This is a genomic window from Methylococcus capsulatus (assembly GCF_036864975.1).
Lineage (GTDB): Bacteria > Pseudomonadota > Gammaproteobacteria > Methylococcales > Methylococcaceae > Methylococcus.
In genome coordinates this window covers 2,637,833-2,652,148 of record NZ_CP104311.1, presented here as the reverse complement: position 1 = coordinate 2,652,148, position 14,316 = coordinate 2,637,833, and the positions used below count along the sequence as shown (strand labels likewise).

Here is a 14,316-nt window from a genome sequence, read left to right as displayed (position 1 = left end):
CTGCACGAACCCAGAGGATAGCCGGTTTCACGCTCACACGCACGCGCGTTCAGCGGTCGCAGCCGGTTCCGGCTCGGACACCCGTTTGCGGTAAGTGAGGATACGATAGCGCAGGAGCCCCAGGCGGCTGGCAAGCTCGGCAAACAGCGTTTCCGCCACGGCGGATGACCGCAGCGCCGGCAGTCTCGGGCTCAAGCGGCGCAGGAATGGATAGGTGGGCAGCGTATGACGGGTGATGTCGCGATCGAGCAACGGCAGAAAGCCGGCTTCGGTAGCGAGCTTCGCGTAACGGTGCGCAGTGCAGCGCATATCGACCTTGCCGTAGAATCCGCGGGATCCTGGCCAGAAACCCGCGGCCAAGGTCACGGGCAACAGGACTTTGGCCGGCACGAAATCGGACAATGCCAGCCGGCCGCCGGGTTTGAGCACACGCCAAGCTTCGGCGAAAAAACGTCGGCGGTCGGGAAAATGAAAGATGCACTCCACCGCGAGAACGACGTCACAGGAGACAGCGGCGAGGGGAAGGGCACAGGCATCGGCACACAGCCATGCCAGTGTGTTTCCAGCATGGGCGGCTTTCGTCATCCGGGCGGCGCGGAGCAGCTGGCGGTGGTCGATGTTTACACCGGTAAGGGTGACACCGCTGCGCTGCGCCTCCACACTGACCAGCGTCCCGCCGAAGCCACAGCCGACGTCCACCACCCGGTCACCGTCACGGATGCCGGCGGATTCCCAGACCTCCCGGCACAAACGCTCGGCCGCCCTTGCGAACTCGGCCGAGGTCGGCGCACTTTCCGGTTCCTGCTCCCAATAGCCCCAATGGACATGGCGGCCGAAAGCCTCGGCGACATTCGTGTCTCCGGCGTCGAAGCTCTCCAGCAACGTATCGAAGTAAGGAAGCCGGGAACCTTGGACCATGCCTGCTCCGTATGCCCGCTGTCAGATCAATGCAGTCAAGAGGATCAATGAAACGAAACCGACCAGGATGAAGGTGAGAGTACGTTCGTGATGCCCCGCTTCTTGATCTGTAGAGAAATTTTCAAGCTTGTCAAGAGCCTTGTCCAGAAATTTCATGGTGTTTGCATTCCGAATACAGCACACGGAATGAGCCGTGCCTCAGAAAAACTCAAGCACGATTCGGGCCACATAACACATATCGTTGGATCAAAAGGTTGCATGGCGAGCGATTGGCTCGCCTTCCAGTCTTCCGGTTGAAGACAACCAGACCGGTGGTCGTTGAAACCACGGATCGACACCAGGTATTCCCCTCAGGAAGCTTTCCCGCAGCGTAGTTTTGGGTATCACCGCCGCCTCCCAACAACTTGAAAAACCGGGCGCTGGCCCTATGAATCCCCGCGGACTCTCAAGCAACTGCAACCCATAAGGAGGTAGAACGCATGCTTGCTCAGTTGGCCCCGTCCTCCCAACCGTCGAGGTATCCGTCATGATTGAAGCCTCGGCGCTCACCAAACGCTATGGCCGTTTCACCGCCGTAAACGCCGTCACCTTCGAGGTCAGGCCCGGACAGGTGCTCGGTTTCCTCGGACCCAACGGAGCCGGTAAATCCACCACCATGAAGATGATCGCCGGCTTTCTCTCCCCTACGGCCGGCCGCGCGAAAGTCTGCGGTTTCGACGTCGAGACCCATCCGATCGAAGCCAAGAAGGCATTGGGCTATCTCCCGGAAGGCGCTCCCAGCTATGGCGAAATGACGGTCCGCTCGTTTCTCGAGTTCATCGCCGGTATCCGGAGTCTTACGGGAGAGTCGAAACGACGCCGGCTCGACGATGTGATCGGACGCCTGCACCTAGAAGACGTACTGCAACAAGCCATAGACACACTGTCCAAGGGCTTCAAACGCCGGGTCGGTCTGGCGCAGGCCATACTCCATGATCCGCCCGTGCTGATCCTCGATGAGCCCACCGACGGCCTCGATCCCAATCAGAAGCACGAAGTGCGGCGCCTGATCAACGATATGGCTGAGAACAAGGTGATCGTCATCTCGACGCACATCCTCGAGGAGGTGCACGCGGTCTGCAACCGCGCCATCGTGATCGCCGATGGCACGCTCTTGGCCGACGCCACACCTGGCGAACTGGAGGCCCGTTCCCGCTACCACATGGCGGTGTCCCTGACCACCGGTGAAACTGCAAAAGCCAGGGAAGCACTGACGGCCATCCCCGAGATCGAGACCATCGAAGTCGATCCGCAGAACCAGCGCATCACCGCCTTTCCCCGCAAAGGCAAACAGATACTTATGGCCGTCAGTGACGTCCTGAGAGCACAGGGCATCACCGTCAGCGAACTCCAGCTCGAAACCGGACGCCTGGACGAGGTGTTCCGGAGCATCACCCAGTCGCATCTGCGAGAGGCCCATGCATGAAGCCGACCTTCACCCTCTTCTGGCGCGAATTGCGCAGCTATTTCGCCACGCCCGTGGCCTATGTCTTCATCGTCATCTTTCTGCTCTTGTCCGGCGCCTTCACTTTTTACCTGGGCCGGTTTTACGAACGAGGCCAGGCCGATCTCGATCCGTTCTTTCAGTTCCATCCCTGGCTTTATCTGTTCCTGGTACCGGCGGTGGCGATGCGGCTTTGGGCCGATGAACGCAAAAGCGGCACCATTGAGCTGCTGCTGACGCTGCCCGTCACCATGGGACAGGCCGTGCTGGCCAAATTCCTCGCGGCTTGGTCCTTCGTCGCCCTGGCCTTGGCGCTGACTTTCCCCATCTGGCTCACGGTCAATTATCTGGGCGATCCGGACAACGGTGTCATTGTCACGGGCTATCTCGGCAGTCTGCTGATGGCAGGGGCTTATCTCGCCATCGGCGCTTGCCTGTCGGCGGCAACGCGCAGCCAGGTCGTCGCTTTCATCCTCAGTGTGGTGGTGTGTTTCCTATTCCTTTTGGCCGGCTTTCCGCTGGTGTTGGACGTGTTCCGCGCCATCGCCCCCCAAAGCCTGGTGGATGCGATCGCTGGCCTGAGCTTCCTCAGCCATTTCAACGGTATTTCCCGTGGCGTGATCGATCTGCGCGACCTGATCTATTTCCTCCTCACCATCGGCTTCTGGTTGTATGCCAATGCCGTCGTCATCGACCTGAAAAAGGCCGATTAAGGAGCAAAGGACCATGACCCTGAATCGCAAGACCCTGAGTGGTAGCGCACTCGCCGTCCTGGCGGTGCTTTTCGTGTCCTTGACGCTGATTTCCAATACCCTTTTCCGCGGCGTCCGGCTCGATCTGACGGAAAACTCGCTATACACGCTGTCAGAGGGAAGCCGTAACATCCTGGCGAAGCTCGATGAACCGATCCACCTGCGGCTGTACTTTTCCGACAAAGCGACCGCCGAAAGCAATCGCCCCGATGTACGGGCACTCCGGCTGTACTTCGACCGGGTTCGGGAGATGCTGGACGAGATGAGCGCGCGCGCCGGAGGCAAAATCGAGCTCGAAGTGATCGATCCCTTACCCTATTCCGAAGCGGAAGACCGGGCGGCAGCGGCCGGACTCCAGGGTATCCCCCTCGGACCCTCCGGAGAAAAGGTATTCCTCGGGTTGGAAGGCAGCAACTCGACCGACGGGCGGGCTACGATCCCCTTCTTCGAACCCGGTAAGGAACCGTTTCTGGAATACGATCTGGCCAAGCTCGTCCATGATCTGGCCACGCAGAAAAAGCCGGTGGTGGGACTCGTTTCCGGTCTGCCCTTGGCGGGCGGCTTCGACCCGCAACGCGGAGACATGGGCTCACCCTGGACCGTCTACGAGCAGCTCTCACAATCGTTCGACGTCCGGTCCCTAGATGCCGACAGCCTCAAGGCCGTCGCCCCCGAAATCGAAGTATTGGTCGTCGTCCATCCCAAAAGGCTCGGAGAGGACGCCCAGTACGCTCTGGATCAGTTCGTTCTGCGAGGTGGACGTCTGATGGTGTTCGTCGATCCCCATGCGGAGAGCGATAGTGTGGGCGATCCGATGGCGGCCATGGTGACTCCCAAGGCTTCGGACCTTCCCGCCCTGTTCAAAGCCTGGGGGGTGGAGTACAAAGCCGATGAAGCGGTGCTGGACCGCGCCCGTGCGGTCACAGTCAATACTGCCCCGGGTACTCCTCCAAGCCGGCATCCAGCGATTCTGCGGCTAGGCAAGGCGGATCTGGACACCGTCGATGTGATCACCGCCAACCTCGACACCATTCATCTCGCCAGCGCCGGCCACTTCAGGCCGACAAAGGACAGGGAGACCCGGCTGACCCCCCTGCTCCAGAGCAGCGACCAAGCCATGATCGTCCCCGCAGACCGCCTCCGCTTTCTCGGCGACCCCTCCGCCCTGTTACAAGACTACCAGCCGGGTGGCGAGCGTCTGGTCCTTGCCGGCAGGCTGGAAGGCAAGTTCAAAACTGCTTTTCCGCAACGCAGCGATCCGGGTCACCTGGCAGAAGCCAAGAAAACCGGGGAGATACTGCTGATAGCAGATACTGATCTGCTCAGCGACCGGCTGTGGGTCAGATCTTCCAACTTCTTCGGTCAGAAGCTGCTCACCACCTTCGCCGGCAACGGTGACCTGTTCATCAATGCTGTGGACAACCTCGCCGGCAGCTCTGACCTGATTTCGATACGAGGACGGGGCATCTCGGCACGTCCCTTCACCAAGGTCGAGGAACTCAAGGCAGCAGCGGACGACCGCTTCCGCAGCAAAGAGCGGGAGCTCCAGCACGAGCTCAGCGAAACAGAGCGCAAGCTGGCCGAGCTGCAAAGGGACAAAACCGGAGATGACGCCTTCGTCCTCAGCCCCGCACAGCGGAGAGAGCTGGATGACTTCCTCAGGCGCAAACTCGAAATCCGCAAGGAACTGCGCGAGGTGCGGCGACAACTGGATGCGGATATCGACGCGCTGGGAGCCCGGTTGAAGTTCATCAACATCGCACTCGTGCCCCTCCTGCTTACCCTGGGCACGCTGGGTTTCATCGCCTGGAACGCCAGGCGAGGGCAAGCTTGAAGGAGACAACGATGACTCATCTCAATGCCAGGGCGGTGCTGGGACTGGGCGCCGCCGCCATTATCGCCGTGATCGCCGCCCTGATGATATCCTCGGGCCGTCAGCCCGTCAGCGAACCCAAAGGTGCAGGCTATGCCCTCCCCGGGCTACGGGATCATCTCAACGAGATCCGATCCGTCACCATCTTGGGTCCGGAAAACAAGACAATGGTCAGCTTGCTGAAGGAGGAGCAAGGCTGGAAGGTCCTGGAAAAAGATGGCTACCCCGCGGACAGCGGCAAATTGCGGGAAATGCTGATCACGCTGGCAAACGCCGAACTGCTGGAGCGTAAGACGGCAAACGTCGAACGTTATGCCGACCTGGGCGTTGAAGACGTCCAGGCCAAGGAGGCCCGTGGCGTCGAACTGCGGGTGGAAGGACTGAGCCAGTCCGCCCGTCTCATCGTCGGAAAGGTCGATGACGACAATAGCGCCACTTTCATCCGGAGACCGGAAGAGAAGCAGAGCTGGCTGGCGAAAGGGGTGTTACGCATCGATCGGGACCCGCTCCGGTGGCTGGACAAAGCCCTCACCGACATTCCTTCGAGCAGGATCATGGAAATCAAGCTGTCCCAGCCCGGCAGCAAGAGCCTGCGGCTGTTCAAATCAAAACCCGAAGACAGCGCTTACACTGTTGCCGATCTGCCGTCCGGACGAGAAGCCGATCCCGCTAGCGGCGGGCTTGCATCGACCCTCGCGGGTCTGAGCCTGATCGATGTCTTCCCGGTTTCCGCGGTTACGATTCCGCCCGAAAGCAATCTGCTCAATGCCCAATACCGGACCTTCGACGGACTGACGATCGAAGTAAAGGCATGGAACCAGGAGGGCAGACACTATGCCCAGTTTTCGGCGCAATTGGACCCCGAACTGGCCGAAAGTCACCTCCAGTCCGAAGTGGTAACGCCTTCTCAGACAGCGGATGCCGGAAATACCCAAAGTTCTCCGGCCCTGGCGACGCCTGATCCCGATCCGGGCCGGCGGCTGGATGCTTTGAACAAGGAGGTGGAACTGCTCAACCGGCGCTTTAGCGGCCGTGTTTTCGCTATTCCGGCGGACAAATACGGCAACATGGACAAATCATGGGCGGATGTCTTGAAGCCGGCCCCCTCGGCAAAAACGAAAGGAAACCGTTCCTGAGGAAGGCGGACAGGGACGTCCCCCCTTTGACCGCCACCTGGCAGATCACGCTCAGGGCAAGCAACCGGTCCCTTCCTTTGTTCATGAATAGCGGCGTGAGCGATACGGGCCTCTGGACCGGCGATCTCCTGCTTTATACTCTGACGAGCAAGGCAACGCGGGGATCCGTCCAGACCACCGATCCGGGCTGCGGCCGGGTAACGGCCCCTCGGAAAACGTTGGATGCTTCACAGTCTCCGCCCTGCGCGGACTGTCGGTACTACTGCTGTATTTTCCTGACGGACGCCGCAACGACATCCCTGATGTGGTAGATTTTTACGAAACCCGATTCGGCCCAGGCAACAGGGAAAGTCTGGCGCTGATCAGTTTTTTGCGGACCCTTGGACGAATCGAACGACCATTCCAGCGGGCACCTTTATGAACACTCCACCCACATCCGCCACCGAACAGCAGATAGCCGAACTGGTGAGGCGTTTTTACGAACGGGCTCTCGCCAACGACAGCCTGCGGCCCATTTTTGATGCTACCGTAACGGACTGGGACACGCATCACCGCGTGGTCCAGGATTTCTGGTCTCGAACTTTGTTGGACACGAACAGGTACCGCGGGCATCCCTACCCCGTCCATGCGCAGCTTCCGTTGCAGCCGGAGCATTTCGACATCTGGCTGGGGCTGTTCCGAGAAACGGCAAGGGAAGTGCTCCCCGCCGATGCCGCGGCCCAGGCCATTGCACGCGCCGAGCACATGGCCGAGAGTTTCAAGGCGGGCATGTTCAGTTTTCCGCCCTATCCAGGCCCGAAGCTATGGAAGCCGGCCCTGTGAAGCCGCGGCCGGCCGCCGATGCCGAACCCCGCTTCCTGCTTTATCACCTTCATCCCCTCAGTTCGCGCCTGTTGTTCATGCGCCATGCCACAGGCAGCGTACTGACACCGCGCCCCCTGCCCTGGCTATCCAGCCCAGTCGAAGGCGACGGCGCCGATGAGGAGCTCGATCCTGTCCTCCAATTACGCCTGGGCATGCAGATCCATGCTGGGCTGGGGTTCGAACCCGGCACGCTGGTGGTGGAACGGAAATTCCTGCGTCAGGCGGAAATCCCCATGGCGGTAGTGAACCTCCATCTGGCCCGCTTCATTGCCCTCGACCCGCCCCATGAGGAAATACAAGCGAAAGGCGGCCAGTTCTGCTCTATAACTGAACTCCAAGGCGGCCATCCAGTGGAAATGGCTTTGCTCCGCTGGGCTTATGAATTTCTACTCGGCGGTTGAATCTTCCGCGCTCCGACGAAATCAGACCAGGCCAAAGAACGGCTGTACGTCCACCAGGCTGCCTGGTTCCACCGGCCCGCTGTCCAACGGCAGCACGATGAAACAGTTGGCTTGACTCATCGAAGTCAGGATACCCGATCCCTGCTGACCGGTCTTGCGGACCACCATCCGGCCCCCGCCATCCGGCTCGACGATCCCACGCTGGAATTCGACCCGCCCAGGCCGCTTTCTGAGGCTGGACAAGCACACAGCCTTGAACAGCACAGGGACCGGCAGCGGCCACTCGCCTGCCATCCGGCGGAGCGCCGGCTGAACGAACTGGTAGAACGTTACCATGGCCGCCACAGGATTTCCGGGTAGGCCAAAGAACGCAGCGCCACCGACGCTGCCGAAAGTGAGAGGCCGCCCAGGCTTTATCGCGATCTTCCAGAACCCGACTCGACCGGCCTGCTCCAGCGCTTCCCGCAGGAGGTCGAATTCGCCGACCGAAACGCCGCCGGTCGACACAATCGCGTCTGCTTCGGCGGAAGCCTGGGCCAATACGGCTTCGAGCCGCTGCCTGTCGTCACCGACGATGCCGAATTCCCGTATTTCGATCCCCAGACGCTGCAGCATGCCGAGCAGCGCATAACGGTTGCTGTCATACAGGCCGCCTTCGGGAAGTACTTCGCCCGGCTCCCGCAACTCGTCCCCAGTGGTGAACAATGCGACCTTCAGTTTGCGGTAAACCGGTACCCGAGTCGCTCCCTGGCCGGCGAGCATCCCCAGGTCGGCGGGCACCATGCGACGTCCCCGCGCCAGCACGACCTGGCCAACAGCAACGTCTTCCCCGGTCTGGCGCACATTCTGGCCAGGCTTTTCCCCGGAGCCGACGACCACCCAACCGGCTTCAGCTTCGGCATGCTCCTGCATGACGACGGTATCGGCTCCGGCCGGCATCACAGCGCCGGTGAATATCCGCACGCATTGCCCTTCCCCGACAACACCGCTGTAAGGTGCACCGGCGCGCGACATCCCGACAATCTCCAGGCGACGCTTTCCTGACACCGGCAAATCCGCGCCCCGCAAGGCATAGCCATCCATCGCCGAATTCGGCGCCGAAGGGACTGCAACCGCGGCGCGGACATCCCCCGCCAGCACCCGGCCGAGCGCCGATCGCAAATCCACGGTCTCGGTTTCGGCTATGACGTGTACGGCGTCGAGAATGCGGGTTTGCGCGACCTCGATCGTCAAGGCACTGGGATCAGAGTCATCTTCGCAGCTAAAGGCTTGAATGGCGGAGTTCATGAGAAAGCTGGGAGCCGAGTCTTCGGTCAAACGGTGGCACTGCCGGTGCGTGGGGCGAGAATGATAGCGCTATCATCCCCACGCTCGGAAGGCGGCTATGCCGTCTTCTTGAACCGAGCCGCCTCCTCCGACCCTCCGGTCGCATCGCCTTCGCTGTATGAGTGCGCCCCCATGCCGGCCAGCTTTCCGCCGTCGACGATCAGATATTCTTCCCGGATGGGACGGCCATCGAACCAGCATTCGAGCACTTCCCGCACCCCGGCGGCATAGCGGGCCTGTGCGGACAGGCTGGTGCCGGAGATATGCGGCGTCATGCCGTGGTAAGGCATGCTCCGCCACGGGTGGTCCTGCGGCGCCGGCTGAGGGAACCAGACGTCGCCGGCGTAGCCGGCCAACTGGCCGCTTTCCAGCGCAGAGGCGATAGCGTCACGGTCGCAGATCTTGCCGCGCGCGGTATTGATGATGTAGGCGCCGCGCTTCATCTTGGCCAACATCACCTCGTCGAACATGTGTTCCGTTTCCGGATGCAGCGGACAGTTGATGGTGACCACATCGCACACCCGGATCATGGATTCGACGGTCGGATGGAAAGTCAGGTTCAGCTCCCGCTCGACTTCCGGCGCCAGCCGATGACGGTCGGTGTAATGCAGTTGGACGTCGAAAGGCTGCAGACGCTTCAGCACCGCCAGACCTATGCGTCCGGCGGCGACGGTCCCAACCTGCATGCCCTCCAGGTCGTAGGACCTCGCGACACAGTCGGCGATATTCCAGCCCCCCTTTACCACCCATTGGTACGACGGAATGTAGTTGCGCACCAGCCCCAAGATCATCATGACCACATGCTCAGCCACGCTGATGCTGTTGCAGTAGGTGATCTCGGCTACCGTGATGCCGCGCTCCATCGCCGCCTGCAGATCGACATGATCCGAACCGATGCCTGCAGTCAACGCCAGCTTAAGCCTGGGTGCCTTGGCGATCCGCTCACGCGTCAGGTAGGCCGGCCAGAACGGCTGGGAAATCACGATGTCGGCGTCGTGCAGATGCCGATCCAGCTCGCAACCCTCCCCGTCCTTGTCCGAAGTCACGATGAGGGTATGGCCCCGAGCCTCAAGAAATTTCCGCAGGCCCAATTCACCCGAAACGCTGCCCAGAAGGTGACCGGGCACGAAATCAATCGCCTCGGGAGGGGGAGCGGTCTGCCCGTCGGGATAAACGCGAATCTCCGGGATGGAATCGCGCGCATAGGATTGCGGATAGCCGTCGACTGGGTCGTCGTACAGCACACATACGATTTTGGCCATGACACTTACTCCAGAAACTGAAATTATCTCCGGTGCCCTGAGTGGACTACCGTCCTCGATCGGGAGTGATCAAGTGCGAAACATTCTCAACGTCATAACAGGAAGCAAGCCAATCGTTTGCGACGATCGTTCAATAGCTCACGTTTATCAAGGCATCCAGCCGAGATTGGAGACCCAGGTTTTCGGCGAGCATCCAAGCTTCGGCAAGAATAGTAGGCAGCAATTGGTGATTGCGCGCCACCAAACCAATCTGCCGCGAAAGCTCGGGCCGCACAGGAATTGCCACCACCTCCTGCCGCATCTCGAATAGCGTCAACAGGCTATGGGGAACCACGGAATAAAGGCCGGCACAGCGGACGTGGGCGTAAAGCGCGAACACCGAATCTGTTTCGACCATGACCCGCGGCGTAGCGCCTGCGTCACGGAAGGCGGCATCGATCAATCTGCGGTTCTGCATGTTGGCGGAAAGCAGGCAAAGTGGAAGCTCAGCCGCCTCCCGCCAGCCGATGGTCTGTCCCCCAGCGACTCCCGCGCCATCCCTGGCCAGCAGCACATGGGTTTCGCGGTACAGCGGCAAGACACGGAATCCCCGCAGGCGGGGATCCTCGAGATAAGTCAGACCAAGATCGAGTTCGAAGGCATCGAGGCCGCGGATGAGTTCTTCCGCGCACAATGCGCTCACACTCAAACGGATGCCGGGGTGGACCCGCTGCAGGGATTCGGTGAACAAAGGCGAAACTGGCAGGGCGGTCGGAATGGCCCCCAGCCGCAGCACCCCGCTCAAACTGCCGCGAAGCTGTGCCGCTGCTTGCCGCATGCCGTCATAGTCGGCCTGAACCCGCCGTGCCCATTCGAGCAGGCGCTCACCTTCCGGAGTAAGTCCTTGAAAACGCTGGCCGCGCTGGATGAGCATCACGCCCAGCTCGGCTTCGAGATTCTGAAGTGCGATGGAAAGCGCCGGTTGCGAGACATGGCAACTTTCGGCGGCGCGTCCGAAATGCCCGGTCTTGGCCAAGGCGACGAAATAGCCGATCTGGCGTATGAACATGGTTGTCCCCGCTCTAAACAGGTAGGTATTCCGCGATAGCCATCCCGATGATGCTGGCTAATGCCGAATATGCGCCTTAAAACCTGAAAAACGGCGGTGAGTTTCCGACCGGCAACGCCCGTTGCGCTACCGGCCGGACTTAGGGACGTCGGGACAGGAATCCCGAGTGCGGCCGATTATTTCTTGGGCTGGGTCGCGGGAGCGGAAGTCCCTGCAGGCGCTGCCGCCGGCTTGGCGGCGGCAGGTTCGTTACCCTCCGGTGAGCCAGCCGGAGCCGCTGCAGGGGAAGCCTCGGAGGCCGGCGTCGGCGTCGCAAAGCGCTCGACCTTTGCCTTCGCCGTCAGATCATCGATGTACTGATGCAGTTTCTGCGTCTGCAGCATCGACTTGAGCTGTTCCTTGACGGCATCAAATGCCGGCGGAGCGGCTTCCCGCGAATCCTCGCGCTGGATCACATGCCAGCCGAACTGCGTCTGTACCGGCGTCTGGGTGATCTCACCGTTTTTTAGCTTCTCTACCGCAGCAGAGAAAGGTTCGACCATTTGTTGAGGGCTGAACCACCCCAGTTCGCCGCCTTCGTTCTTGGAGCCCGGGTCCTTCGAAAACTTCTTGGCGAGGTCTTCAAACTTCGCCCCCTTTCTGAGCTTGGCGATGATGTCCTTCGCCACCTCTTCCTTGTCCACCAGAATATGCCGGGCCCGGTATTCGGCGCGCTGCATGGCGCCAATGCGGCTGTCATACTCCTTCTTGAGCTCCTCATCGGAGATAGTGAGGTTTTTCATGAATTCCTCGGCAGCGATCTGAGAAAGGATCACCCTTTCGGCGTTGTTGACCCGTGCCTGGTATTCTGGATTTTTGGTCAATTGCCTGGCCACCGCGTCCTGCCGCAGCAGTTCGCGCTTGACCAGCTCGTCCACGATTTTTTCCTCCGAAACCTCGCCGCTGCGGCGCTGGGCGAGCTCCGATTTGATCGCGCCAACCTCGGCCTTGGTGATGGCCGTTCCGTTGACGCTGGCCACCGAATTCTCCGGTGTCGCCGCGATGCCGGCTTTGGCTGCGGAGGACGGGGATTTCGGCGCTTCTGAAGCGGGTTGATTGCAACCGGTCAAGGCGACCGCCAAGATTGCTGCGCCGCTGGCAAGAGTCTTTTTCATCAAAGATTTCCTGTTGTTGGATATTCAGAAGGAGTCAAAGCTTTCATGCTGAAGGCATGAATTTCGTTGTGCATCATGTCGCCCAGCGCCGAATACACCATCTGGTGACGTTGCACCAGCGATTTCCCGTCGAATTGGGCTGACACGATTGTGGCATGGAAATGCCCACCGCCCGCCATCACCCCCGCATGGCCGGCATGGGATGCGCTGTCGTCGATGATTTCCAGATGCAGGGGCGCCAGCGCCCCCTCAAGGCGTTCGCGAATCTGTTCGAGCCGGTTGTTCATTTGGGGTACACCTGCCGAAAGGGTTTGACCACCACGCGGGCATACACGCCTGCGTGACCGTAGGGATCTTCTTCCGCCCAACGTTGCGCTTCTTCCAGGCTCGGAAATTCGGCGACGATCAGGCTGCCGGTGAAACCGGCCTCGCCCGGATCCTCGCAATCGACTGCGGGATGCGGTCCCGCCAGCACCAGCCGGCCTTCGTCCTGCAGGCGGTCGAGCCGCTGCAGATGAGCCGGACGCGCGGCCTTGCGCAGCTCGAGGCTGCCGGGGTGATCTTCGCAAAGTATGGCGTACAACACCGACCTCACTCCTCAGTCTTGGCATCGGGAACGTGGCGCGCCAGGAAGATCGATTGGGCCACGACGAACATCAGGGTCAAGCCCATCATGCCGAACAGTTTGAAGTTCACCCAGGTTTCGGTATCGAAACTATAGACGACGAACAGGTTGGCTGCGCCGACGGTCAGGAAAAACAGGACCCAGGCCAGATTGAGCCGCTGCCAGAGTGCCTTGGGCAGGTCGATCTGCCGACCCATCATCCTTTCGATCAAAGTGCGCTCGCCGACGAAGCGGCTCAGCAGGAAGCCCAAACCTAAGGCCCAGTTGAGCACGGTCGGCTTCCATTTGATGAACAATTCATCCTGGAATATCAGCGTCGCTCCGCCGAACACGACGATCAGACCCAGGGTCACGAGGTGCATCGGTTCGACCTTACGGGTGCGATACCAGACGATGCCGACCTGCAACAAGGTCGCGGCGATCGCCGCTGCCGTGGCGATGAAGATGCCATGAAACTTGTAGGCGACAAAAAACAGGACGATGGGAAAAAAATCGGACAACAGTTTCATCGGTACTCGAGTCTTTGGAAAAGACGCCGGAAATAGTTCTTGCTTTCCAGCGCGGCCGTCTGCAGGATCGGACGGCATCACAGTCGCCCAACAGAGGCCATTACGGAAGCCCATAGTTTACACATCCCAGTGACGGTGGGCATTATGATCTTCATCCGGATTCACGCTTCCCTACACGTTCATTTCATGGACCCAAAGCAACGCACAGAAATCGAAGCGCGGGCGTTCCGCCGCCTCCTCGCCCATCTTCAAGCCCACACCGAGATCCAGAACATCGATCTCATGATCGCGGGAGACTTCTGCCGCAACTGTCTGGCGAAATGGTACAAGGCGGCAGCGGACGAAATCGGCGAAGAACTGGCATACGCCGATGCGCTTGCCGCCGTCTATGGCATGCCTTACGACGAATGGAAAACCCGCTACCAGACTGAGGCCACACCCGAACAATTGCGGCAATATGAGGAAAAACAGAAGCGCAAACAGGCCCCTCCGGCCTAGCCTGCTGGCTTATTTTCGATCAGTTCGATCCGGTAGCCGTCGGGGTCGGCCACGAACGCGATGACCGTGGTTCCATGTTTCATCGGACCGGGCTCCCGCACGATTTCGCCCCCTCGTGCCCGGATCCGCTCCACGGCCGCATGGATGTCATCCACACCCAATGCGATATGACCGAAGCCGGTGCCCAGCTCATACTTGCTCACGCCCCAGTTGTAGGTCAGTTCGATCACCGCATCGTGGGCCTCGTCACCATAGCCCACGAACGCCAAAGTGAATTCGCCGTCCGGAAAATCCATCTGCCGCAGCAATCGCATTCCCAGAATTTCGGTGTAAAACCTAAGGGACTTCTGAAGATCCCCGACTCGCAGCATGGTATGCAAAATACGCATGGTTTCGTGCTCCTTATGTGCTTAGGGGTCCCCAACGTAGCCGGCAAACGCGTTCGGCGCGGACGATGATAGCGCGGC

The 14,316-nt window shown here is 60.4% G+C and carries 18 protein-coding genes; 8 read left to right on the top strand and 10 right to left on the bottom strand.

The window, feature by feature from the left end; genetic code table 11:
- Window positions 1-33 precede the first annotated feature (33 nt).
- Window positions 34-918: a class I SAM-dependent methyltransferase gene (locus N4J17_RS12970; protein ID WP_198321606.1), complete on the bottom strand. Its 885-nt coding sequence runs from the start codon at window positions 916-918 to the stop codon at window positions 34-36.
- A 21-nt stretch (window positions 919-939) separates the two neighbouring features.
- Complete coding sequence (locus tag N4J17_RS12965) at window positions 940-1,074, bottom strand: hypothetical protein (protein ID WP_255527180.1); 135 nt, start codon at window positions 1,072-1,074, stop codon at window positions 940-942.
- A gap of 370 nt (window positions 1,075-1,444) precedes the next feature.
- On the opposite strand from N4J17_RS12965, the gene N4J17_RS12960 reads away from it, so the two are divergent.
- The 6 genes from N4J17_RS12960 (at window position 1,445) to N4J17_RS12935 (ending at window position 7,427) form a co-directional block, all read left to right on the top strand.
- Window positions 1,445-2,383 carry an ABC transporter ATP-binding protein gene (locus N4J17_RS12960; RefSeq protein WP_198321605.1) on the top strand — a complete coding sequence of 313 codons (939 nt, stop codon included), beginning with the start codon at window positions 1,445-1,447 and terminating at the stop codon, window positions 2,381-2,383.
- Window positions 2,380-3,114, top strand: coding sequence for an ABC transporter permease subunit (locus N4J17_RS12955; RefSeq protein ID WP_198321604.1), 735 nt, complete (start codon window positions 2,380-2,382; stop codon window positions 3,112-3,114). The genes N4J17_RS12960 and N4J17_RS12955 overlap by 4 nt, the downstream gene beginning before the upstream one ends.
- Before the next feature lie 13 nt (window positions 3,115-3,127).
- On the top strand, window positions 3,128-4,987 hold the full coding sequence (locus N4J17_RS12950) for a GldG family protein (protein ID WP_198321603.1): 1,860 nt from the start codon (window positions 3,128-3,130) through the stop codon (window positions 4,985-4,987).
- Between the two features lie 11 nt (window positions 4,988-4,998).
- Complete coding sequence (locus tag N4J17_RS12945) at window positions 4,999-6,162, top strand: DUF4340 domain-containing protein (RefSeq protein ID WP_198321602.1); 1,164 nt, start codon at window positions 4,999-5,001, stop codon at window positions 6,160-6,162.
- A gap of 417 nt (window positions 6,163-6,579) precedes the next feature.
- The gene (locus N4J17_RS12940) at window positions 6,580-6,984 is read left to right on the top strand and encodes a group III truncated hemoglobin (protein WP_198321601.1); all 405 of its coding nucleotides are present in this window, start codon (window positions 6,580-6,582) and stop codon (window positions 6,982-6,984) included.
- On the top strand, window positions 6,981-7,427 hold the full coding sequence (locus N4J17_RS12935) for a hypothetical protein (protein WP_198321600.1): 447 nt from the start codon (window positions 6,981-6,983) through the stop codon (window positions 7,425-7,427). The genes N4J17_RS12940 and N4J17_RS12935 overlap by 4 nt, the downstream gene beginning before the upstream one ends.
- A gap of 21 nt (window positions 7,428-7,448) precedes the next feature.
- Here N4J17_RS12935 and glp read toward each other — a convergent pair whose 3' ends face one another.
- From glp to N4J17_RS12915, 4 genes are all read right to left on the bottom strand, one after another.
- A complete protein-coding gene (glp, locus tag N4J17_RS12930; protein ID WP_232470183.1) occupies window positions 7,449-8,660 on the bottom strand; it encodes a gephyrin-like molybdotransferase Glp in 1,212 nt (403 codons plus the stop codon).
- A gap of 149 nt (window positions 8,661-8,809) precedes the next feature.
- The gene (locus tag N4J17_RS12925) at window positions 8,810-10,015 is read right to left on the bottom strand and encodes an NAD-dependent formate dehydrogenase (protein WP_198321598.1); all 1,206 of its coding nucleotides are present in this window, start codon (window positions 10,013-10,015) and stop codon (window positions 8,810-8,812) included.
- 130 nt (window positions 10,016-10,145) lie between these two features.
- The gene (locus N4J17_RS12920) at window positions 10,146-11,063 is read right to left on the bottom strand and encodes a LysR family transcriptional regulator (protein WP_198321597.1); all 918 of its coding nucleotides are present in this window, start codon (window positions 11,061-11,063) and stop codon (window positions 10,146-10,148) included.
- Between the two features lie 176 nt (window positions 11,064-11,239).
- Window positions 11,240-11,980 carry a peptidylprolyl isomerase gene (locus N4J17_RS12915; RefSeq protein WP_277458263.1) on the bottom strand — a complete coding sequence of 247 codons (741 nt, stop codon included), beginning with the start codon at window positions 11,978-11,980 and terminating at the stop codon, window positions 11,240-11,242.
- Here N4J17_RS12915 and N4J17_RS12910 point away from each other — a divergent pair.
- The gene (locus tag N4J17_RS12910; protein WP_232470182.1) at window positions 11,964-12,158 is read left to right on the top strand and encodes a hypothetical protein; all 195 of its coding nucleotides are present in this window, start codon (window positions 11,964-11,966) and stop codon (window positions 12,156-12,158) included. The genes N4J17_RS12915 and N4J17_RS12910 overlap by 17 nt on opposite strands.
- A 58-nt stretch (window positions 12,159-12,216) precedes the next feature.
- Here N4J17_RS12910 and N4J17_RS12905 read toward each other — a convergent pair whose 3' ends face one another.
- From N4J17_RS12905 to N4J17_RS12895, 3 genes are read right to left on the bottom strand one after another with little or no spacing between them, the layout of a single operon-like run.
- A complete protein-coding gene (locus N4J17_RS12905; protein WP_198321595.1) occupies window positions 12,217-12,504 on the bottom strand; it encodes a BolA family protein in 288 nt (95 codons plus the stop codon).
- On the bottom strand, window positions 12,501-12,803 hold the full coding sequence (locus N4J17_RS12900; protein ID WP_198321594.1) for a YciI family protein: 303 nt from the start codon (window positions 12,801-12,803) through the stop codon (window positions 12,501-12,503). The genes N4J17_RS12905 and N4J17_RS12900 overlap by 4 nt, the downstream gene beginning before the upstream one ends.
- Window positions 12,804-12,808: 5 nt before the next feature.
- Complete coding sequence (locus N4J17_RS12895; RefSeq protein ID WP_198321593.1) at window positions 12,809-13,351, bottom strand: septation protein A; 543 nt, start codon at window positions 13,349-13,351, stop codon at window positions 12,809-12,811.
- A gap of 186 nt (window positions 13,352-13,537) precedes the next feature.
- Here N4J17_RS12895 and N4J17_RS12890 point away from each other — a divergent pair, with 186 nt between their 5' ends.
- Window positions 13,538-13,849: a DUF1244 domain-containing protein gene (locus tag N4J17_RS12890; protein ID WP_198321592.1), complete on the top strand. Its 312-nt coding sequence runs from the start codon at window positions 13,538-13,540 to the stop codon at window positions 13,847-13,849.
- Here the strand turns inward: N4J17_RS12890 and gloA are convergent.
- Entirely contained in the window at window positions 13,846-14,238 is a 393-nt protein-coding gene (gene gloA, locus N4J17_RS12885) for a lactoylglutathione lyase (RefSeq protein ID WP_198321591.1), read from the bottom strand. The two genes, N4J17_RS12890 and gloA, sit on opposite strands and share 4 nt — an antisense overlap.
- Window positions 14,239-14,316: the final 78 nt, after the last annotated feature.